The 21,007-nt window shown below is 70.8% G+C and carries 19 protein-coding genes; 15 read left to right on the forward strand and 4 right to left on the reverse strand.

Going from position 1 to position 21,007, the window contains the following annotated elements; genetic code table 11:
• The first annotated feature begins 162 nt into the window (after positions 1 to 162).
• Genes C1A38_RS00460 through C1A38_RS00480 form a run of 5 tightly spaced genes read left to right on the forward strand, consistent with a single transcriptional unit; the run spans position 163 to position 5,363 of the window.
• Positions 163 to 1,752, forward strand: coding sequence for an ABC transporter substrate-binding protein (locus C1A38_RS00460; RefSeq protein ID WP_102655824.1), 1,590 nt, complete (start codon positions 163 to 165; stop codon positions 1,750 to 1,752).
• Positions 1,719 to 2,753: an ABC transporter permease gene (locus C1A38_RS00465; protein WP_013734571.1), complete on the forward strand. Its 1,035-nt coding sequence runs from the start codon at positions 1,719 to 1,721 to the stop codon at positions 2,751 to 2,753. The genes C1A38_RS00460 and C1A38_RS00465 overlap by 34 nt, the downstream gene beginning before the upstream one ends.
• Positions 2,750 to 3,619, forward strand: a complete 870-nt coding sequence (locus tag C1A38_RS00470) for an ABC transporter permease (protein ID WP_013734570.1) — start codon at positions 2,750 to 2,752, stop codon at positions 3,617 to 3,619. The genes C1A38_RS00465 and C1A38_RS00470 overlap by 4 nt, the downstream gene beginning before the upstream one ends.
• Positions 3,616 to 4,710, forward strand: a complete 1,095-nt coding sequence (locus C1A38_RS00475; protein ID WP_233196542.1) for an ABC transporter ATP-binding protein — start codon at positions 3,616 to 3,618, stop codon at positions 4,708 to 4,710. The genes C1A38_RS00470 and C1A38_RS00475 overlap by 4 nt, the downstream gene beginning before the upstream one ends.
• Positions 4,707 to 5,363, forward strand: a complete 657-nt coding sequence (locus tag C1A38_RS00480; RefSeq protein ID WP_102655825.1) for an ABC transporter ATP-binding protein — start codon at positions 4,707 to 4,709, stop codon at positions 5,361 to 5,363. Before C1A38_RS00475 ends, C1A38_RS00480 begins: the two co-directional genes overlap by 4 nt.
• A 70-nt stretch (positions 5,364 to 5,433) precedes the next feature.
• Here the strand turns inward: C1A38_RS00480 and C1A38_RS00485 are convergent, their stop codons facing one another.
• Positions 5,434 to 6,867 (reverse strand): cellulase family glycosylhydrolase, encoded by a 1,434-nt coding sequence (locus C1A38_RS00485; RefSeq protein ID WP_102655826.1) that lies wholly within the window; start codon positions 6,865 to 6,867, stop codon positions 5,434 to 5,436.
• On the opposite strand from C1A38_RS00485, the gene C1A38_RS32120 reads away from it, so the two are divergent.
• The gene (locus C1A38_RS32120) at positions 6,866 to 6,988 is read left to right on the forward strand and encodes a hypothetical protein (RefSeq protein ID WP_286045600.1); all 123 of its coding nucleotides are present in this window, start codon (positions 6,866 to 6,868) and stop codon (positions 6,986 to 6,988) included. The two genes, C1A38_RS00485 and C1A38_RS32120, sit on opposite strands and share 2 nt — an antisense overlap.
• Positions 6,989 to 7,124: 136 nt before the next feature.
• Here C1A38_RS32120 and C1A38_RS00490 read toward each other — a convergent pair whose 3' ends face one another.
• A complete protein-coding gene (locus tag C1A38_RS00490; RefSeq protein WP_102655892.1) occupies positions 7,125 to 7,358 on the reverse strand; it encodes a hypothetical protein in 234 nt (77 codons plus the stop codon).
• A gap of 324 nt (positions 7,359 to 7,682) precedes the next feature.
• Here C1A38_RS00490 and C1A38_RS00495 point away from each other — a divergent pair, with 324 nt between their 5' ends.
• The 3 genes from C1A38_RS00495 (at position 7,683) to C1A38_RS00505 (ending at position 10,868) form a co-directional block, all read left to right on the forward strand.
• A complete protein-coding gene (locus tag C1A38_RS00495) occupies positions 7,683 to 8,618 on the forward strand; it encodes a hypothetical protein (protein WP_102655827.1) in 936 nt (311 codons plus the stop codon).
• 136 nt (positions 8,619 to 8,754) lie between these two features.
• Positions 8,755 to 10,284, forward strand: a complete 1,530-nt coding sequence (locus tag C1A38_RS00500) for a plasmid pRiA4b ORF-3 family protein (RefSeq protein ID WP_102655828.1) — start codon at positions 8,755 to 8,757, stop codon at positions 10,282 to 10,284.
• Between the two features lie 44 nt (positions 10,285 to 10,328).
• Complete coding sequence (locus tag C1A38_RS00505) at positions 10,329 to 10,868, forward strand: hypothetical protein (RefSeq protein ID WP_102655829.1); 540 nt, start codon at positions 10,329 to 10,331, stop codon at positions 10,866 to 10,868.
• A gap of 66 nt (positions 10,869 to 10,934) precedes the next feature.
• Here the strand turns inward: C1A38_RS00505 and C1A38_RS00510 are convergent, their stop codons facing one another.
• Positions 10,935 to 11,666 (reverse strand): HD domain-containing protein, encoded by a 732-nt coding sequence (locus C1A38_RS00510; RefSeq protein WP_102655830.1) that lies wholly within the window; start codon positions 11,664 to 11,666, stop codon positions 10,935 to 10,937.
• 127 nt (positions 11,667 to 11,793) lie between these two features.
• Between C1A38_RS00510 and pglW the strand changes: the two genes are divergently transcribed.
• The 5 genes from pglW (at position 11,794) to C1A38_RS00535 (ending at position 19,905) form a co-directional block, all read left to right on the forward strand.
• Positions 11,794 to 16,239, forward strand: a complete 4,446-nt coding sequence (gene pglW / locus C1A38_RS00515) for a BREX system serine/threonine kinase PglW (RefSeq protein WP_102655831.1) — start codon at positions 11,794 to 11,796, stop codon at positions 16,237 to 16,239.
• Between the two features lie 207 nt (positions 16,240 to 16,446).
• Entirely contained in the window at positions 16,447 to 17,388 is a 942-nt protein-coding gene (locus C1A38_RS00520; protein ID WP_102655893.1) for a DUF559 domain-containing protein, read from the forward strand.
• A 69-nt stretch (positions 17,389 to 17,457) separates the two neighbouring features.
• Positions 17,458 to 18,276 (forward strand): anti-phage DNA glycosylase Brig1, encoded by an 819-nt coding sequence (gene brig1 / locus C1A38_RS00525; RefSeq protein WP_102655832.1) that lies wholly within the window; start codon positions 17,458 to 17,460, stop codon positions 18,274 to 18,276.
• Between the two features lie 88 nt (positions 18,277 to 18,364).
• Positions 18,365 to 19,036 carry a hypothetical protein gene (locus C1A38_RS00530; RefSeq protein WP_199180029.1) on the forward strand — a complete coding sequence of 224 codons (672 nt, stop codon included), beginning with the start codon at positions 18,365 to 18,367 and terminating at the stop codon, positions 19,034 to 19,036.
• A gap of 5 nt (positions 19,037 to 19,041) precedes the next feature.
• On the forward strand, positions 19,042 to 19,905 hold the full coding sequence (locus C1A38_RS00535) for a hypothetical protein (RefSeq protein WP_146017397.1): 864 nt from the start codon (positions 19,042 to 19,044) through the stop codon (positions 19,903 to 19,905).
• A 240-nt stretch (positions 19,906 to 20,145) separates the two neighbouring features.
• On the opposite strand, the gene C1A38_RS00545 is transcribed toward C1A38_RS00535, so the two are convergent.
• Positions 20,146 to 20,424 (reverse strand): DivIVA domain-containing protein, encoded by a 279-nt coding sequence (locus C1A38_RS00545; RefSeq protein ID WP_233196543.1) that lies wholly within the window; start codon positions 20,422 to 20,424, stop codon positions 20,146 to 20,148.
• Positions 20,425 to 20,738: 314 nt separating this feature from the next.
• Between C1A38_RS00545 and C1A38_RS00550 the strand changes: the two genes are divergently transcribed.
• On the forward strand, positions 20,739 to 20,978 hold the full coding sequence (locus tag C1A38_RS00550; protein ID WP_102655834.1) for a winged helix-turn-helix domain-containing protein: 240 nt from the start codon (positions 20,739 to 20,741) through the stop codon (positions 20,976 to 20,978).
• The last annotated feature ends 29 nt before the right edge of the window (positions 20,979 to 21,007 follow it).

Consider the following 21,007-nt stretch of genomic DNA (forward strand, 5'->3'; position numbering starts at 1 on the left):
CGTGGCAATGGCCACAGCGCGCTTTCTTGCCATGAGTTTGCAACTACGCAAGTATGGCGCTGTGGCGATCCAAGATCCCTACCCATTGGGCGGCTCACCGGCCGGTCACCTCGGGTCGGACGCCGCACCCATCGTCGCCACCCGCGAGGAGCGGTAACAGTCATGTCCCGAACGACAGGTGTCCGGCTGGCCGCCGGCACCGCACTGCTACTCGCCCTGGTCGCCTGCTCGTCACCGACCAACCCGTCGGGCGCTCCGGCCGACGCCCCCCTGATCGTGGCGACCGCCGGAGAGCCGGACACCCTCAACCCCGTACTCAACTACGGGGTCGACGGCGCAGCGCTGATCTTCGACGGTCTGGTCAGCCGGGACGAGCGTAACCACCTCGTCCCGGCCCTGGCCCGGGAGTTGCCCACGGTCTCCGACGACGGCAAGAGCATCACCGCTCGGCTCCGGGACGGAGTGCTCTTCCACGACGGCGCCCCGCTGACCGCGCGGGACGTCGTCTTCACCTACCAGGCGGTGCTCGACGAGAAGGTCGACTCGACGCTGCGCAGCGACCTGGACATGCTCGCCTCGGTCACCGCGCCGGACGACACCACAGTGGTCTTCACCCTCCGGTACGCCTACGCGCCGTTCCTGCAACGGCTGACCCTCGGCATCGTGCCGGCCGCCGCATTCGACGGGCAGGACGTCAACAAGGCCGCCTTCAACCGGCAACCGATCGGCACCGGGCCGTACCGGGTCACCTCGTGGACCCCGGGTGACCGGCTGGTGCTGGCCGCCAACGACCGCTACTGGGGTGGCCGACCCACCAACAGCGGCGTCGTGGTCGCCTTCGTACCCGACGACAACGTCCGCGCCCAGCGCACCCGCGCGGGCGAGTTCGACGCCGCCGAACTGCCACCCAAGCTGGCCAGCGGCTTCGACACTCAGCCCGGCTACCGGGTGCACAAGACGCCCACCGCCGACTACCGGGGCGTCATGCTGCCGATGGGCAACCCGGTCACCGGCGACGTGGCGGTGCGCCGCGCGCTAAACGTCGCCGTCGACCGCGCCGCGATGGTCAACGGCGTCCTCGGCGGGGCCGGCGAGCCGGCGTACGGTCCGGTGCCGCCGTCGTCGGAGTTCGCCGAGCCGTCCGTGGCCGGCGCACCGACCGCCGACCCGGCCGCCGCCACCGCGCTGCTGGACGCCGCCGGCTGGCGGCCCGGCCCGGACGGCATCCGGGTCAAGAACGGCACCCGGGCCGCCTTCAGCCTGATGTACCCGGCCGCCGACAGCCTGCGCAAGGAGCTCGCCCTGGCCGTCACCGCGGACGCGAAGAAGATCGGCATCGCGGTCACGCCCGAGGGCCTCACCTGGGACGCCATCACTCCCCGAATGGGCTCCGACGCCCTGATCATGGGTTACGGCACCCCGTACGACCCGGACTTCGTCTCCTACAAGCTGTTCCACTCCGACTTCGCCGGGCAGGGCTTCTTCAACCCCGGCTCGTACGCCTCGGAGGTGACCGACCGGGCGTTGCGCGACGGGCGGGCCGAGGCCGACCCCGCGCGACGCAAGGCCGCCTACGCCACCTTCCAGCGGCAGCTGGCCACCGACGTGCCGTGGGTGTTCCTCACCTACCTGGAGCACACCTACGTGGTGCGGGACTCGGTGAACGGTGTGGTGCCCCGGGTCGAGCCGCACGAGCACGACGTCGCCAACAGCATCTGGTGGAACATCCACACCTGGACCCGGCGATCGTGACCGCCCCGACCCGGGCCCGGCCTCGGCGGCGCACCGGCGCCGGCCGCATGATCCGCAACCGGCTGCTGGTGGCCGTACCGGTGCTCTTCGCCACCAGCGCGGGCATGTTCGCCCTCGGTGCGGCCTCACCGATCGACCCGGCCCAGCAGTACGCCGGTGCGGCGGCCTTCACCACGAGCGAGGAGAACCTCGCCCAGATCCGGGCCAACTGGGGCATCGACGACCCGCTGCCGGTGCAGTACCTGCGCTGGCTGGGCAACCTGCTCCAGGGTGACCTGGGCTGGTCGACCAGCCGACACGAACCGGTGGTCGACGTGCTGGCCGCCCGCGCCGGCTGGACCCTGCTGCTTGTCGGTGCCGCCCTGGTCGTGGTGCTGGTGGCCAGCCTGCTGCTGGGCACCCTGGCCGCGTACCGCCGGGGTGGCTGGTTCGACCGGGCGCTGCGCACGACCGCGTACGCGATCCAGTCGGTGCCGTCGTTCTGGCTCGGCCTGGCCGCGATCGCGCTGTTCGCGCTCAGCCTCGGCTGGCTGCCGGCCGGCGGCCTGACCGACATCACCGCCACCAGCACCGACGTGGCCGACGTCGCCCGGCACCTGATCCTGCCGGTCGGGGTGCTGGCAGTGTCCCAGTTGCCATGGTTCGTGCTGTTCATCCGTGACTCGGTCGCCGACAGCCTGCGCGACGACCACGTGCTTGCCGCCCGCGCCCGTGGCCTGCCGGGGCGTACCGTCCTGTTCGGTCACGCCCTGCGCACCGGACTGCTGCCCTTCCTCACCCTGATCGGCACCCACCTGCCCGAACTCGTCGGCGGAGCGGTGCTGGTGGAGACCGTGTTCTCGCTGCCCGGCCTGGGTGCGGTGACCGTGCAGGCCGCGCTGGGCAGCGACTTCCCGCTGCTGGCGGCGATCACCCTGGCGACCACGGTCGTGGTGCTGGCCGCGAACCTCGCCACCGACCTCGCGTACGCCGCCGCCGACCCACGGGTACGGCTCGAATGACCACCGCCGTCCTCACCCGGGTACGCCGACTGCCTCGACTTCGGCCGGGCCGTCTCGGCGCGACCGTCGCCGGCACGGTGCTCGCCGTCGCCGTGCTCGCCTGCCTGCTCGCCCCGGTGCTCTGGCCGCTGGACCAGAGCGCGATCGACCTGTCGCAGACCCGGCTGGCGCCGTCGCCGGCCCACCCGGCCGGCACCGACGATCTCGGCCGCGACGTGCTGCTGCGCAGCATCTACGGGCTGCGCGTCTCGCTGCTGGTCGGCGTTTTCGCCGCCGTGGTCGCCGCCGTCATCGGCGGTGCCGTCGGTGCGCTCGCCGGCACCCTCGGCGGCTGGGTCGACCGGATCCTGATGCGGCTGGTGGACACCATCGCGGCGATGCCGCACCTGCTGCTGGGCATCTTCATCGTGGCGATGCTGCGACCCAGCCTGGGCGCGGTGGTGCTCTCCGTCGGGCTCACCCACTGGCTGTCCACCGCCCGGATCGTCCGGTCCGAGCTGCTGAGCCTGCGGCACCGGCCGTTCATCGACGCGGCCGTCTCCGGTGGGGCCGGACGGATGCGGGTGCTCACCCGGCACCTGCTGCCGCACGTGCTGCCCCGGCTCGCGCTGGCCACCACCCTGATGATCCCGCACGCGGTGTGGCACGAGACCGCTCTGTCCTTCCTCGGTCTCGGCCTGCCCCCGCACCTGGCCTCCCTCGGCAACATGATCAACGACGGTCGGGGTTCCCTGCTCGCCGGCGCCTGGTGGGCCAGCCTCACCCCGGGCCTGGTGCTGATCGTGGTCACGCTCGCGTTGGCCACCCTCACCGCCCACTGGCGGGACCACCTCGACCCCCGGGTACGCGCGGAGTTGCAACTGTGACCACCACCGACCCGCTGCTGGCCGTCGCCGGACTCACGGTCCGCTTCCGGCTGCCGGACGCCGTCGTCCACGCCGTCACCGACCTGCACCTGGACATCCGACCCGGTGAACTGGTCGCCGTCGTCGGCGAGTCCGGCTGCGGCAAGTCGGTCCTCGCCCACGCCCTGCTCGGCCTGCTGCCCCGCAACGCCACGGTCACCGGCCGCGCCCTGCTGCGCACCGACAGCGCCGGATCGCGCAGCGGTAGCGCCGGCTCGCGCACCGACAGCGCCGGATCGCGCGGCGGTAGCGCCGGCTCGCGCGGCGGTAGCGCCCTGGCGCGCGGTGGCGACGGGGCAGCGCCGGTCGACCTGCTCGCCTGCCCGCCACGACAACTGGCCCGGCAGGTACGCGGACGGGTCGTCGGGCTGGTGCCGCAGAGCCCGGCGACCTCGCTGACACCGGTGCGTACCGGTCGTCGGCTGCTGGTGGAGACGCTGCGGGCACACGGTCACACCGGCGCCGACGCCCCTGTCGCCGCCGACCGCCTCGCCGTCGACGTCGGCCTGGACCCGGCCGACCTCGACCGCTACCCGCACGAGTTGTCCGGCGGCATGGCCCAGCGGCTGGCCACCGCTCTGGCGCTCGCGCCCGACCCGCCGCTGCTGCTTGCCGACGAGCCGACCACCGGCCTGGACCGCCCGCTTGTCGATCACACCCTCGACCTGCTGCGCCGACGCTGCGACGCCGGCGCCGCCGTCCTGCTGATCACCCACGACCTGGCTGCCGCACAGCGGGTGGCCGACACCGTGGCGGTCATGTACGCCAGCCGCATCGTCGAGCACGCCCCCACCGAGGCGCTGTTCGAGGCACCCGGGCACCCGTACAGCGCGGCGCTGCTCGACGCGCTGCCGCAGCGGGCGTTCCGGCCCGTGCCGGGGCACCCGCCGATGCTTACCGACCTGCCGGCCGGCTGCGCGTTCGCCGCCCGCTGCGACCGGGCCACCCCGGCCTGCCGGGTGCAGCCCGCGTTCACCGGCATCCGCGCCGGTCAGGTCGCCTGCCATCACCCGCTGGAGCGCGCCGAACTCTGCGCCGAGGTGCCGGCGTGACCGGCCGCGCCCTGGCCGCCTGCCAGGTCAGCGCGAGCTACGGCTCGCAGCGGGTGCTCGATCGCGTCGACCTGCACATCGCCGCCGGTGAGACGGTGGGGCTCAGCGGCCCCTCCGGCAGCGGCAAGTCCACCCTGGCCCGGTTGCTGGCGCTGCTGCACCGGCCGGACTCCGGTCACGTCAGCCTCGACGGCGCCGCGGTGACCGGCACCCGGCATCAGGTGCCGGTCGCGATGCGTACCCGGGTGGCGATCCTGTTCCAGAGCCCGCGCGCCGCCACCGACCCTCGGCTCACGCTGGCGGAGATCATCGCCGAGCCGTTGCGCGCCACCGGCACCCCGGCCGAGCAGGCCCGCGAGCGTACGGCCGAACTCGCCGACACCGTCGGGCTCACCACCGACCTGTTGACCCGGCGCCCGCACGCGGTGAGCGACGGCCAACTGCAACGGGCCTGCCTGGCCCGGTCGCTGGTGCACCGGCCGGCGTACCTGCTCTGCGACGAGGCGACCGCCATGCTGGACGCCTCCACCCAGGCCCACGTGGCGGCGGTGATCGGGGAGTACCAGCGCCGGCACTCCGCCGGCGTGCTGGTGATCAGCCACGATGCCGCGCTGCTGGCCCGGTGGGCCGACCGTGTCGTCGACCTGTCCTGACGAACCGGTGCTCACGTACGACGGCGGCCCCGGGGGAAGATCCCCAGGGGCCGCCGTGGCGTGGCACTGATCAGCTGGTCGGGAAGTTGTCCGGGGTACGGATGCGCTCCCGCATGAAGACACCGGACGGCGTCAGCACCGAGGTGCCTGTGTAGTTGCTGCCGTTGCAGGTGCCCGGTCGCAGCGCGGCGCTGCCCTCGGCCTTGTCGGAGAAGGTCCAGTTGGCGTACCCGATCTTCAACCGGTCCAGCAGGTCCAGCCACTGGGTGCTGCTGGCCAGGTCGACACCGCCGTCACCGGTGTAGTCCACCGTGCCGAACTCGGTGACGAACAGCGGCAGCCGGGCCGCCGCCCGCTCCACCTCGGCCCGGTAGTTGTCCCGGTGCGAGGCGGCGTAGAAGTGGAAGGCGTACATGACGTTGCTGGCGTTGACCGGGTTGTTGACGATCTCGGTGTGGTTGGCACCCTCGGAGACGCCAAGCGAGGACCAGCCCCGGGTGCCCACGATGACCACCGCGTCCGGGTCGTTGGCCCGGATCACCGGGATGACCTGGTCGGCGTAGTTCTTGATGGTCGACCAGCTCACCCCGTTGGGCTCGTTGGCGATCTCGTAGATCACGTTGTTCTTCGACGCGTGCCGGGCGGAGACCGCGGCGAAGAAGGTCTTCGCCCGCTCCAGGTTGAACATCGGGTCACCCGGAGTGAGCAGGTGGAAGTCGATCATCGCGTACATGCCGCGCCGGGTGGCCTCCTCGACCAGGGTGTTCACCCGGTTGGTGAACCTGGCCGGGTCGGTCTCGTAACCCTGCTCCTGCACGTACATCGCGATCCGGAACAGGTCCGCCCGCCAGTCGGTGGCAAGAGCGTCCAGGGAGGCGTTGTTGTAGCAGTTGTCGAACCACTGGATGCCGTGGGTGCTCATGCCGCGCAGCTGGATCGGCCGGCCGTACTGGTTGCACAGGTTGACCCCGCAGACCCGCAGCTGACCGTTGATCTGCACCGGGGTCTGCCCGGTCGGCGGGGGAGTGGTCGGCGGAGGGCTGGTCGGTGGCGGGGTGGTGGGCGGGGGAGTGGTGGTGGAACCGGTGCAGGGCACCCCGTTGAGGGTGAAGGCGGTCGGCGACGGGTTGCTGCCGGTGAAGCTGCCGTTGAACCCGATGCTGGTGCTGGCCCCGGTGGCCAGGTTGCCGTTCCAACTCTCGCTGCGCGCGGTGACGGCGTTGCCACTCTGGCTCCAGGTCGCCGACCAACCCTGGGTGACCCGCTGCCCACTGTCCGGGAAGCTGAACCCCAGGGTCCAGTTCCCGATGGCGTCGCCCAGGTTGGTGACGGTGACGTTGGCGGTGAAGCCGTTGGACCAACTGTTCGTCGTGTAGGTCACGGAGCAGCCGGTCGCGGCCATCGCGTTGGAGGCGGGCAACGCCGCGAGCGCGCCGAGGGTCAGCGCGCCGACGGCGCCGGCCGCGACCAGGAGACGTCGTGGACGGGACGGGGGATGCTTCATGGGGGACCGTCGCAATCTGGTCGTGGTGGGTGCGACCCTGCTGGGGGTACGGCTCGGTGTGCGGGTGTGGCTCGGTGGGCGGGTGCGGCTCGGTGGTGGTACGGCGGGTCCGGCCACATAGGACGGTGGCCGGGAGCGCTCCCACGAGAGCCTACGTCGGGTCGAAACAATGACGCAATATTTCGATGCATCGAAGTCCGAGCAACGGTCGACGCCCCGGGAAGTGCTCCCCGGGGCGTCGTGTCGGGCGCACCCGCTCAGCTCTGCTCGGCCGCGCGTCGCCGATCGGCCTCGGCGTCCGCGGCACCCACCGGAGTCGGGTCGGTGTCGCGCCGCGCCTCGCTGAGGTCGATGTCCGCGCCCGCCCGGGCGGCATCGGCCGCCGCGTCGTCCGCGCCCACCACCTCGCCGCCGGCGGTGTCCCCGCCGTCGGCGACCAACTTGCCCGCCGCGGTGACCGCGATCGGGGTGTACCTGGGATCGGTGGTCATCTCGTCCTCCCTCGTGCAGGTGAGGGTCAGGTACCCGCTCGTGGCTGCGGCCACACGGGACGACGCGCCGATCGGTGCGAATGCGCGGCTGGTTGCCCTATGGCAAATGCCACACCTCGTTCCGGCGGTCTGCCCCATTAGTCCGCACCGCCGGATCATGTCGTCGCAGCCTGCACGGGAGTCGACACCAACGGTGGTGAATATGGCCGCCGGCCTGTTCACGTTACGGAATCGGCGCAGCGTGACCGTGCGCGAGTTTGCGCCGGTAACTACCCTGACCCTGATCATGTGCCAGCGAACCTCTCGACTTGACAAGGGCCACACATGAGTGACAGTTACCCGCCGTACGGGGGGCAGCCGGATCCCAACGCCGGGGGCTGGGGCACCCCGCCCGGATCCCCGGTCGGACCGATGCCGCCCGGCTCCCCTGTCGGTCAGCCGATGCCGCACGGCTCCCCGGCCGGTCAGTCCGGCTACCCGTCGCCGTACGGCACGCCGGTCCCACCGCCCCCGCCGCCGTACGGCGCCCCACCGCCGCAGAAGTCGAAGAACGGTCTCTGGCTGGGGCTGGGCATCGGTGCCGCGGTGATGGCCGTGCTCGTCGCCTGCGGCGGAACCATCGGCTACTTCATGCTCTCCGCGGACGACGAGGACAACCCCACGCCGGTGGCCAGCGGCTCGAGCAGCCCGTCGGCCGCCGCTCCGCAGACCTCCGAATCCCCCTCGGCGGCACCGCCGCCCGTGGACGAGGAGCAGCCGGACAACAACAACGCGATCACCGCCCGCAGTTCCAGCGACCTGTCGGCGGTGTGCGACGGCAACCCCGTCCTCAACGCCGCGCCGTACACCAGCGCGAAGAGCGCCAAGATCTACACCTTCGCCAACTCCCCGGACCGCCCGGAATCCTGGCTGAGCAAGTCGGTCGGCTACAACAAGCCGTACTACGCCAAGGTCGCCGACTGGTCCAAGGTCTCGGTCGTCGGCTGCCTCACCTTCGAAGAGGGCAGCGAGGGCGAGCCGCGCAAGTGTGACTACAAGGACAGCGACGACAAGAAGATCACTGTCGACTATGTCTCCGCGCGCTACACCCTGACCTTCCACAACGCCAAGACCGGCGAGAAGATCGGTGACGGCGGCCGGATCAACGCTCCGGCGATCCGCTGCCCGAGCTTCATCTCCTACAACAAGTCGACGATGAAGGCGTACGCCTCGCCGGACGACGGCGCCATCGAGCTGGCGCTGGACAAGTTCACCTCCTGATTCGTACGCGACCACGGCGGGGACCCGAACCGGGTCCCCGCCGTGTCGTTGCACGGCTCGATCGGCCTGGTGTGGCGCGGGCGTCGGACCGTGTCCATGAGTTGCCGCGTCGTCGGCATAGGGCAGACTGCGTTGCGTGAGTCCCGTGAGTCGTCGCCGTAAGCCGAAGAGTCGATCCGTCCGACGCGGTGCGCCGCTCGTCGTGGTGGACGAGCCCGAAGAGTGCGACTGCCCGTACTGCGCCGGGGATCAGCCCACGCCGGAGCAACTCGACAGCCTGATGCCGCTGGTCGACCTGGACGCGATGCAGGACCCGACGGAAATCGAAGTTGCCGCCGCGATGTTCCTGGCGGTCGGTGCCCTCGTCGGGGAGGACTTCGACCGGGCGTTGCCGGAGCTGTTCGTACCGACGCTGGAGACGACGGCCACGGCATCGGCGCGCGCCATGCTCGCCGGCATCGCCGCAATCTGCGACGGCGACACGAGTTGCCTCGCGGCGCAGGCGGCCGGTCGGCTCGCCGAGGCAGGCGTCGACGCGCCGGCCTGGCTCGCCGAGTTGGAGATCCCGGTCGTGGCACAGGAGTGCCGCCAGTTCCTCAACCCGATGGGGGAGACCTTCCTGCTGGCCGGCATGTTCCAGCGGGCCGGCCGGTCGCTGGCCGTGTTCGTGGTGGTCGATCCCCTCGACTGTGGCGCTGCGCAGGAGATTCTCCTGATCGACCCCGACCAGTGGGATGCCGCGCGCCGGTCGCTCCGATCCGACCTGCGGGCCGGTGGCGTCTCCATCCGGGACGAGAGGATTCAGCCGGCAGACTTCCGCCGCGCCGTGCAGGAGGCGCTGGAGGTCCGTGCCGACCACGACCATGACCGCGACGTGGACGACCTCCTCGACGACGAGGACGGCCCCGGCTACCCGGCGTTCGCCCTGCTCCTGCGCAGTTGGCTACGGGCGCTGCCGGAGCCGGCCAGCCTGCCACGTCACCGGCACGACGGCGAACTGGACATCGCCTCGATCTCCGCGCTGCTGGACCGCATACCGGGGCGGGGGCGAAGAGGTGCCGTACCGGGACCCCGCACCGCCAAACTGCCGCCCAGACGGAAGAAGTCCGCCGGGCCGGCCCCCATCTACCGGATCAAAGTCGGCCTGAGGGGAGCCCGCCCGCCGATCTGGCGCCGCCTCGACGTTCCCGGGGACGTCACGCTGGCCCGGCTGCACACGCTGATTCAGGTCGCCTTCGACTGGGACGACAGTCACCTGCACGTCTTCGAAACCCCGTACGGCAGCTTCGGTCGTCCGGACGCAGAACTCGCTCACCGGGCCGAGTCGCGGGTCACCCTGGAACAGGTCGCGACCGCCGTGAACGACAAGCTCCACTACACCTACGACTTCGGTGACAGCTGGGAGCACGACATCCTGGTGGAACAGATCCTCGACCGTGATCCGGCCGTGACGTACCCGCGCTGTGTCGGTGGCCGGCGGGCCGCCCCGCCGGAGGACTGCGGAGGCGTGTGGGGTTACGCGGAGTTGGTGGACATCCTCGCCGACCCCACGCACCCCGAACACCAGGACCGCCGCGACTGGCTGGGCCTTACCGAATCCACCCCCTTCGACCCGGCCCACTTCGACGCGAAGGCGATCACTGCCGCGCTGCAACGGTTGCGCTGACGCCACCAGCCGCCGGGTTGCCGGCGGTTGGCAGGCTGTGCGCCATGGGGAGCCTCGTCACACAGTTGCCCGCCCTGATCGGTGTGCTGGTCGGCACCATCGGCACGATCGTGGCCACGTCGCTCGCCGACCGCGCCCGCTGGCGTCGCCGCCAGGGCGTGCGATGGGACGAGCGGCGACTCGACGCGTACGCCGAGTTCGCCCGCGCGCTCAAGGAGGTGCACACCATCGCCAGCCGGCTGATCGGCGGCTACCTCGACCGCGAGCAGGAACTCGCCCTGCTGACCGAGGCCAACTTCCGGCACACCATCGCCTGGGAGAACGTCCTGCTGCTCGGCGACGCCCCGACGGTGACCGCCGCCCGGGCGTGGCGCGACGCGGTCTGGGAGGTCGAGAGCCTGGCCCGCGACGGCTCCGCCACCGACGGGCTGCCCGACCTGCTGCACCGTGCCAACGAGGCGCGGGACCAGTTCTACGACGCGGCCCGCGGTGGCCTCGGCGTCAGCGGCGGCTCGGTGGCCCAGGCCGCCCTGCTGGTCGACCGGCTCTACCCACGCCACAGCCGCCCGCCCGCGCAACGCTGAGCTCAGTGAGCTGATGCCCTGATCACCCGGCGGCGCTCAGCCGCGCTGTGTTCAGCCGCGCTGTGTTCAGGCGTGGTGCGCGGGTTGGTCGAGGATGGCGCTGAACCGCTCCTCGGCCAGGTCGAGCTGGTCGAGGATGTGTTGGCGCACCGGCGCGGACAGGGGAGTGTCGGCGCGGGTGACCAGATCGCGGAAGACCGACACCAGTGGGCGGTACTTGCGCGCCAACGCTTCCACCTTCGGCCCGACCGAGTGGATGACGCCGACACCGTTGTCGGTGAAGTCGGAGACCTTGATGACCCGGGCCCACGGCTCACCCTCGAGACTGTGCACGAGATGCTCGCGGTACTGCTCGTTGCGGTCCCGCTCCGGATCCCACGGCGGATTGGTGACCGCCGCGACCAGCCGCGCCACCCGCGTACCGAACCGGTCGGCGAGCACCGCCAACGCCGCACTGGTCGGATCACCCCCGGTGTACGCCTCACCGGCCAGTTCCGCCGGATGGTCCTCCACCGCGTCGTGCAGCAGACCGGCGACGATCACGTCCGGTTCGCGTACCTGGTAGTGGTGCATCAACCGGATCGCCACCCGCAGCAGATGATTGACGTACGGCTCCCGGGACCGCCGGTCGTCGCGGTGCAGCCGGGCAGCCAACTCCAACGCCTCACCGAACCGACGCCGGGCGTCGGCGTCGAACGCCGCACACTCCAGCCGGAACCTCTCCCGCAGGCCCGGCTCGCCGTGCATCTCGGTGATGGCGTGCATCGGCATGGTGGCCAGATACGGCGGTAGATCCATCCGTCTCTTATATCCGATGTCCACCACCTCTCCCGACCGCGCACGCTGTCGTCATGACGGCCATAACAACCGAGTCGGGGCCCATCGGCTGCCGTGACACCTCGCCGTGAGCGCATAGGATCTGCCCATGCAGGAGGGCCGGTGGACGACGATCACCCCGTCGCAGTTCGCGCACGAGCGGGAAGCGCTGGCCCACGTCCAGGCCCTGTTGCCGGACACCGAGCCGTACCGCGCGTGGTCGAATTTCACCTTCACTGCACAAACCGGGCACCCGTACGAGGTCGACCTGCTCGTCGCCGCCCCCGGCGGCCTCTATCTCGTCGAGATCAAGAGCTGGTCCGGGCGGCTGACCTCCAGCGGCTCGAACTGGCTGCTGCACGGCCCGAACGGCACGCGCACGTTCGACAACCCCCTGCACCTGGCCGACGCCAAGGCCAAGAAGCTCAAGTCGTTGTTGCAGGTCGCGGCGAGCCGCCGCCGAGGTCACCCGGTACGGATCCCGTTCGTGCAGGCGGCGGTGTTCCTGTCCAAGCCAGGGCTGACGATCGACCTGTCCGACCACCACCTGCACGGCATCTACGGTCCCGAACCGGCCGACGACCGTCAGTCGACCGGTGATCAGCGGCAGCGGAGGCTGGACCCGATCACGTCGTTGCTGCTCCGCCGTCCCGACGACGAGCGGCAGCGGGTCACCCGGGAGACCTCGGTGGCCCTACCCGATCTGCTGGCCGATGTCGGCATCGCCCGCAGCCGCCGGCACTATCAGGTCGGCGCCTGGGAGTTGGAGACCCGGCCGTTCGACGTGGGGCCGACCTGGCAGGACCACCGGGCCCGGCACCGGGATCTGGAACGCGAACGCCGCCGGGTGCGGATCTATCTGGTCGAGCGCAACGCGGCGCAGACCGAGCGGGCGAGCATCGAACGGGCCGCCCGGCGGGAGATGGAGGTGCTGCACGGGATCAGCCACCCCGGCATCGTTCAGGTCGACTCGATGGAGCAGCACGAGGCAGGCCCGGCGCTGATCTACCGACACGATCCCCGGACTGTTCGCCTCGACCACTACATGGCCCAGTACGGCGAACAACTCGACCCCCTGACCCGCCTCGCCCTGATCCGCCAGCTCGCGGAGACGGTGGCGTACGCCCACCGCCGCAAGCTGCACCACCGTGCCCTCTCGGCCCGCAGTGTGCTGGTCGCCCCGGGGCCGCGTCGGCGCGGCGGCGGCGAGCAGGAGGCGTGGCTGACCCCTCGCCTGCAGATCAGTGACTGGCAGACCGCCACCCGTGGCATCGAGAGCAGCGGCAGTGGCGACCTGGTCACGCCCTCCTCGCACGCTGCCGACCACATCGAGCGTTCGGCCGAGGCGTACCTCGCGCCGGAGTTGACCGCCCCGAAACCCGACCCGGTCGCGATGGACGTGTTCGGCCTCGGCGCGTTGACGTACCTGATCCTGACCGGGCAGCCCCCGGCGGCGCAGCGTCCGGAACTGTTGACCCGGCTGGCCCGCGACAACGGCCTGCGGGCCTCGGCGATCGCCGAGACGATCAGCACCTTCGCGGACGAGATGATCCAGGCGGCGACGGCACCGGTGCCCACCCAGCGGCTCACCACCGTCGCCGAGTTCATCGAGATGCTGCAGGAGGTGGAGGACGAGCTGACCGCTCCGCCTCCGGCCGCCACGCACTCGCCGGAGCCGGAACCGCCGCAGGTTGATCCGCTGGAGGCGCGCGGCGGTGACCGGGTCGGCGAATGGAAGATCGTCCGCAGCCTCGGCACCGGCTCGACCTGCCGGGCGTTCCTCGCCTTCAACGAGCGCACCCGCCGTAACGAGGTCCTCAAGGTCGCCCTCTCCGACGAGAAGGCCGCCCGGTTGGCCCACGAGGCCCGGGTCCTCGGCCCGCTGACCGACTCGCGGGTGATCCGGCTGGCCCGGCCGGAGCCGCTGCAGGTCGGCACCCGCACCCTCGTGGTGCTGGAGCACGCCGGCGACCGCACCCTGGCCCGGAAGCTGCGCGACGACGGTCGGCTCACCGTCGACGAGTTGGAGACCTACAGCGACTATCTGTTCGGCGCCCTGGACTACCTGGAGGGCGAGGGCGTCTACCACCGCGACATCAAACCGGACAACATCGCCATCCGGGTCCGACCGAACCGCACCCGTCAACTGGTGCTCTTCGACTTCTCCCTGGCCGGCGTCTCGGTCAAGGAACTCGCCGCCGGCACCCCGCGCTACCTCGACCCGTTCCTCGGCACCGCCGCCCGGCAGGTCTACGACAAGCATGCCGAGTGGTACGCCCTGGGCGTCACGCTGCACGAGATGGCTTCCGGTGAGCTGCCGCTGTGGGGCGACGGCGGCACCGAACCGCAGCTCACCGAGGGCCCGCCGGTGCTGGCCGCGGAGGCGTTCGACGCGGCGATCCGCGACGAGCTGGTGGAGTTCTTCCACCGGGCCCTGCACCGCGACCACCGTCGCCGGTTCGCCTCCCTGAAGGAGATGCGCGACGCCTGGCAGCAGGTGTTCCGCCGCTCCGACGCGAGCGCCCCGGTCGGTAGCGAGCATCCGGAGATCGAGACCGAGGAGCCGGACGAGAAGGCCGCCGAGAAGGCTCGGGAGGAGGCCGCCGGCAAGGCCACCCGCGCCACTGCGCTGGAGGCCGCCGGGCTCACCCCACGGGCGGTGTCCGCCGCGCACCGGGTGGAGGCCACCACCGTCGGCGAACTGCTCGCTGTCGGTAACAACACGTTCGCCACGCTGCCCGGTCTCGGTGCCCGCACGCGCCGGGAGTTGCAGCGCCGGGTCAAACAGTGGCGCACCCGGCTGGGGGAGCGGGAAACCATTCCCACCTCGGCCGCCGCCCGCAAGGCCGCCACCGCCGAGGTCGCCACCGAGACCACCGCCGCCGGCGGCGACACCGATCTGGTACGCGTCGGCCTCGACGCCATCGCCGCCCTGCTCGTACCGGCCAAGAACGGTCGCAACACCGCCGAAGTGGAAGCCACTCGGCTGCTGCTGAACCTGCCCGACGCCACCGGCGCGCTACCCGCCCTGCAACTGTGGCCGCAGCAGCCCCAGGTCGCCGCCGCCGTCGGCGTCACCCCCGGGCGGATCGCCCAGATCCTCGGCAAGCAGCGCAAACGCTGGCACGACATGCCGGTGGTGGGCAGCGTGCGTACCCAGATCATCGAGCTGTTGCGCGACGGCGGGCGGGTGATGGGGGTCGCCGAGCTGGCCGCGGCACTGCTGATCAGCCGCGGCTCGGTGCGCACCGGGGATGACCTGCGGCTCGCGGTGGCGGTCGCCGCCGTGCGGGCGGCCGTCGAGATCGACGCCATCGAGCAGGAGCCGCGCCTGCTGCTGCGGCGACATGCTCGCGGCGACATCGACGGCAAACCGAATCCACGCGGCGATCGGCTGCTGGTCGCCCTTGAGGCGGGCGAGGACGACGGTCCGGACGCCCCAGCCGCGCCGGCCCTGCTCGACTACGCCGACGCGCTCGGCAAGGCCGCCGACGAACTCGCCGCCAGCGAGGTGCTGCCCAGCGCGGCGACCGTGCTGCGTACCCTCGCGTCCGTCGTCCCGCCTGGCGGCGTGGCGGACACGATCGACGACCGGCGACGCGTGGTGCTCGCCGCCGTGGCCTCGGACCAGGCTGCCGCGACCGCCCGGCTGGAGCTGTACCCGCGCAACCTCGACCCGGTACGCGCGCTGCGACTCGCCCAGGCCGGCGTGGTGCCCCCGGCGACCACCCCCGAGGGGCGACGGGGCCTGACCCCGGAGCACGTAATCCAGCGGGTGACCGCCCGTTTCCCCGAGCTGACGGCACCCCTGCCGTCGCACCCGAAACTGGATCAGCTGCTGGCCGAGGCCGGTTTCGAGCTGCGCTGGGATCGGGACCGGTACCTCCCGCCACCGCCACGCGCCGGGTCATCCTCGATGTCGATCGTCCAGCGTCGCCCCTCGGCCACGAACGCGCCGAGCCGCTGGGAGGCCGAGTCCCCGGAACTGGCCGCGGCGGTGCGGGCCGAGGAACGGCTGACCGGTGCCAGGTCCGCCGGAGGCTTCCGCGCGTTGACCGTACGCCTCAACCGGTACGCACTGGCCCGCGCGGAACTGGCCCGACGCTTCGACGCCCGACCGGTCAACGTGGCCGCGGTGTTCCTGCGTGAGCTACGCGGCCTGGTCGACGCCCGACCGAAGCCCACCTGGGAGACGGTGCTGGGCGCGGACATCGCCGAGCCCGGCTCCCGGGCCGCCATCAAGCTCGGCGAGTACGTCGACCAGGCGTGGCAACTGGCGATGCCGTCGCTGCGGGCGCAGCTGCGCGTCGACGCCGGCCCGGTGCTGCTGCACGACGCGGCGGTGCTGGCCCGCTACCGGGCGATGGAACGTCTCCACGAGATGGCCGAAGCCGCCCGGGCCGGAGAGGGCGACGTCTGGCTCCTCTGCCCGATGGAGGACCCGGGAGTCCTGCCCAAACTGGACGGAGCCGTGGTGCGCGTCGGCGACAACGAATGGATCGCCCTCCCCGACGCCTGGGCCACCAACGCCCACCGCAGCGCCGCCCTAACCTGACCCCCCTCCCTCCCCTCTCTCCCACGTCCCCGGATCGTGGCAGTGTGGCTGCGCGACACGCCGACACCTGAACAGCCCCACTGCCACGTTCAGGGAGGCGTACCAGATGTGGACGGGCTTTGGGGGTTGTGCACAGTGGTTTTGTTGTCCACAGGGGGCGGGATCTGTGGCTGCGGGTGGGTGGGGCAGGGTGGCACGGTCGGCGGCGTGGATACGGTGTTGGCGGAGCTGGTGAGGCGAGGGAACGGGCTGGTGACCCGGTCGATCGTCGAGCAGGTCGTGCCGGACTGGATCCTGCAGCGGGCGTGCACCAACGGCGAACTCGTACGGGTGCTGCCCGAGGTGTTCGCGGCGGCACATCTGTTGAATGACGAGAGCGTTCCGCCGCTCAGCCGGATCGGCCCGGCCCTCGGCCGCCGTGCGGTAGCTGCCTGGGTACGCGGGCGCGGCGCGCTGAGTCACCTCACCGCCCTCGATGTGTGGGGACTGCGCCAACAGCTGTCCGGGGACCTGCTGTACGTGAGCGCACCGGCTGACAGCGGCCTGCGAGACTGGCCCGGAGTGCGGGTCCTTCGGCGTCGACATTTCACCCTCGCTCCACCATCGATGGTGGTACGACAGGGGATGCCGGTGACCACCATCGAGCGAGCCCTTGTCGACTCCTGGCCGATGCTTGCGCTGGACGAGCAGCGGACGCCGATGATCAGGGCGGTCAACGATCGGCTGACCACCTCCGGCCGCCTGCAAGCTGTGCTCGACGGCACGGCAAGGGTGGCCGGCCGGGTAGCGCTGCGTACGCTGCTGACCCGCCTTGCCGACGGCTGCCGCAGCCCGCTGGAGATATGGGGACACGAGCGCGTCTTCACCGGTCCCGGAATGCCGACGTTCCAGCGGCAGGTGCAGATCCGACTCGGCCTGCGCAACGTCTACCTGGATTTGTACGCCGAGCCGGAACGGGTCAACATCGAACTCGACGGGGCCACCACCCACGGCGACCCCCGGCAGCGTGAAGTCGACCTCCGTCGCGACGCCCGACTGGCAGCCCTCGGCATCCTGGTCGTCCGCTTCGCCCATCGTCGGCTCGTGCGCGAGCCGGAGACCGTACGCCGGGAAACCCTCGCCATCCTCGCCACCCGTCGACCCAGGTAGGCGCCCCCACGGGCCCGACGACGTACGCCACACCTGGCTCTACCCGCGCGTCACGGCTACCGTCTCGCCATGGTGGATTCCGCGCGGGAGCGCGTCGCGGCCTTCTGGGACGCTCATATCGAGGCATGGCTCGGCGGTGACGATCACCTGCCACTGCAGCTTGAGGAGTGGTTCGACCCCTATGTGGGCGTCGGCCCCGGTGAGGTGACCCGAGACGGCTTTCCCGAGCCGTACCATGGCGATCTTCTTGGTCTGGAGCACACGCCGCGGATGGTGGTGCTCGGCCTGAATCCTGGCGAGTTCCGTCCCCGCTTCCAGGCGCGGGATGGCATCTTCGCCGAGGAGCTCAAGCGGAGCGGCTCTTACAGCAGATGGGCGACCACCTGCCCCTACAACCGGGAGCCGTGGACGCTGCCCCACGAGATGGGTCGCAACCGCTACTACCTCGCCCGCCTGGAGTTCACCCGGCGATGGCTCCAGGACCCGGACGCCGACCACCGCGACCTTCTGATCTTCGAGTGCTATCCGTGGCACTCGAAGGCCGTCACCGCCCCGTTGAAGCCACCACAGGCGGGCATCGAGGAGTTCGTGTGGCAGCCGATCGCGGAGTTGCCGGTGCAGGACGTGTTCGCCTTCGGCCGACCATGGGATCACCTCGCCCAAGCGCTCGGGCTTCCCGAGTTGGGCAGGCTGGGCTCCGGTGGCAAGGGCTACGGGTCGGCCGTGCCCAGCCGGGCGGTGCGCCTGTATTCGCTGCCGTCCGGCCAACGGCTCGTGGTCGAGTTGCACGCCGGTGCGGCCGGGCCGCCGAGTGCGACGGAAACCGCCCTCCTGCGCTCGGCACTCAATTCGGATTTGCCGATGCGGTCGGCGGACACTCCTGCCTGATCGGTTGTTCTCCTCGGTAGCCCCGGCCGGTCACGATGTCCCTCCGATTCCTGTTTGTGGGACCGGTACTGAACGGGAAGGAGCGCGGGTGCGAATCGCCGGACGGGTGTCGTTGGACGAGGTAATGGGCGAGCTGCGGGCCGCGCGGAGCGTGTTCCATTCGGAGGCGGACTTCCAGCACGCCTTCGCCTGGGCGGTTCACCGGCTCGACGCAGCCATCGCGGTCCGATTGGAGGTACGACAGGACAAGGCCGAATACCTGGACCTTCTCTGCCGTAGCCCGGATGGCAGCACCGCGATCGAGTTCAAGTACTTCACGGCCCACTGGGTCGGTGTCGACCCCGTCACCGACGAAGAGTTCCACCTGCGTGGCCACGCCGCCACCGACCTGGCTCGGCGCAACTTCGTCTTCGACATCGCGAGGCTGGAGCGTTTCGGTAGCCCCGACACCACGCCCACCAACGGCCTCGCGCTCCTCCTCACCAACGACCGCAGGCTGTGGGACCCGTCGCCTCATCAGCGGATGACCAGGGACCAGGAGTTCCGGATCTACGACGGCAGGCGGCTTACCGGCACTCTTCGCTGGGGACGCGACGGCAGTCACTACGTGCGGAACCAACGCGACCTGACCGGTGACTATCTGCTCAGTTGGCGGGACTACGTGGACCTGCCCGGGGGCAACGGGCGGTTCCGGTGGCTGGCGGTGCCCGTCAAAGACCTCGACGCACTGTCGGTTTCCGCGCCTGTTGTGACGGGCTGAGCCCGATGGTCACGGACAAGGCGTCGCGCCTCGTCAGTGATCCGGCTACGACCGCTCACCGGATTGAGAAGCTCCGCCGCTACCTGACGGCGAACGTCCTCGCGCCATCAGGTGCCTGTGTATGTCGGAGTCTCGACCAGTGTCGGCGTAGCGCCCTTCGCCATCCGGCAGGCGCGCCACGGCCGAACGCCGCCTTCGCCGCAGGTCAGCTTTCCCACGTCGGTCATCACTATGACCTGCGAATCGGCGACCGCCCGCTGCGGATTCTGGTTATCGCGATGGAGACGGGACGCCCCCGGGAGAGCGTGAACCTGGACGAGCGACGCGCCGAGGTGATGGCTTCTGCCGCCCTCGCCTTCCCGTCCCGGAACCCGCACATGCGAGGTGTTGCCAGCGCGCTGCGGCTTGCGGTCGGCCGCAATCCCGGTCCGGATCGTGATGGCGAACTGTTGCGGCTACCCACCCCGCCCCGGTCCGTGCACCTGTTCGACGCATTCGCCATGGCCAACCTGCGGCTCTGCTCGGCCACCGTGGCCGGCAGCACCAAGTCGCTGGGAAACTCGACCATGAGTCGCAACTGCCTGCCACACCTGTCAGCGACCGTGCGGATCCTGGAGCCGACGTTGTGCATCGTGCAGGGAGCCGAGGTCTGCTCGTCCCTCACCGAAGTGATGAGAAATCGGCATCGGCTCGGATCCCACCTCGAACGGGCACGAATCGCTGGAGTGGACACGCTCGTTGCCGCGTTCACCCACCCATCGGCGATGCGCCTCATTCATCACTGGGGGCGGCTCACGTCAGCGCCCTACCTGCACGGGACGGTCGTGCCGACTCTCCGTGCGGCCTACCAGATCCACCGTGTCGGCTGACCTGGCGGGGCGCCGCCGGTTCCGAGGTGCGGCAGAGGCCGGCGAGTTGGACGTAGATTTCGCGTTTGGTGGTGGCGTTGCCGCGCCGGCTGAGCACGTAGCCGGTCAGCCAGATCCAGCCGTCGTACGCATGGCGGTCGCTGACCGAGACGACGCGCAGGGTCAGCGCCCGGTCCCCGGCGAACTGCACCGAAGCGCGCCCGTCGATCCGGAGCAGGTCGCCGGGGGAGGGACGCACAGTCACCAGTGACCGTCGTTTGCTGGTCGGCATTCGCGGGCGTGCATGGTCTGCCAGTCGCGCAGTGCCCGCTTGAGCCGCTCGTTCTCCTCAGCGAGGCTGCGGATCTGCCGGTGCAGGTCGGCCAGGTCATCGGCGACCCGGGCCTGGAACTGGCGTACCTGATCGGGGTCGACCCCACGGCGACGCGGGTCGAAGCTGCGGGTACGTACCTCGTGTGGGGTCATCCGGGCCGGCAGCCCGGTCCCGTAGAGCTGGCCGGATCGATACACCTGGGCCACGTCGGTCCTCTCCTGGGCGAGCGGGAGCGCGAAAGGTCGGTGCGGTGGGTCTGGAAGGGCGGGCCGTGCGTGGCCGGCGTCCGCACGGCCCGCCCGCTCGGCCGCCGCAGCCCAGTTCGGCGGTACGACGACAGAGCAGCCTGTCTGGGTCGGGACGGGCACGCGCACCCGCCCCGACCAGGGGGATGAGCCGTACTCGTTGCCACGCGAGGAGCGGCTCGGCATCAACATAACTAGGGAACACAGGGAAGCCAAAGCACATTGTGCAGCCATTTGAGTTGTGATCGAATTCGGGTTGCCACGCGAGGAGTGACATGCCCGAATCAGCCGAGTATCTCCGCATCGCGGATGACGTGATCGCCGACGTCAGGTCGGGGCGGCTCAAGCCCGGTGACCGACTGCCGTCGATCGCGCAGACCCGCTCCGACTACAACGTCAGCTACGGCACGGTGCAGTTGGCCTATGTTCGTCTCGAAGCACTCCGGGTCATCCGGCGGCAGCAGGGCAAGGGTGTCTTCGTGACCGATCCGAATACCTGGATGCGGGAGCCGTAGGTAGCGGGTTGGCGACGGATATGGGCCTT

It is taken from the genome of Verrucosispora sp. ts21 (assembly GCF_002879555.1).
Lineage (GTDB): Bacteria > Actinomycetota > Actinomycetes > Mycobacteriales > Micromonosporaceae > Micromonospora > Micromonospora gifhornensis.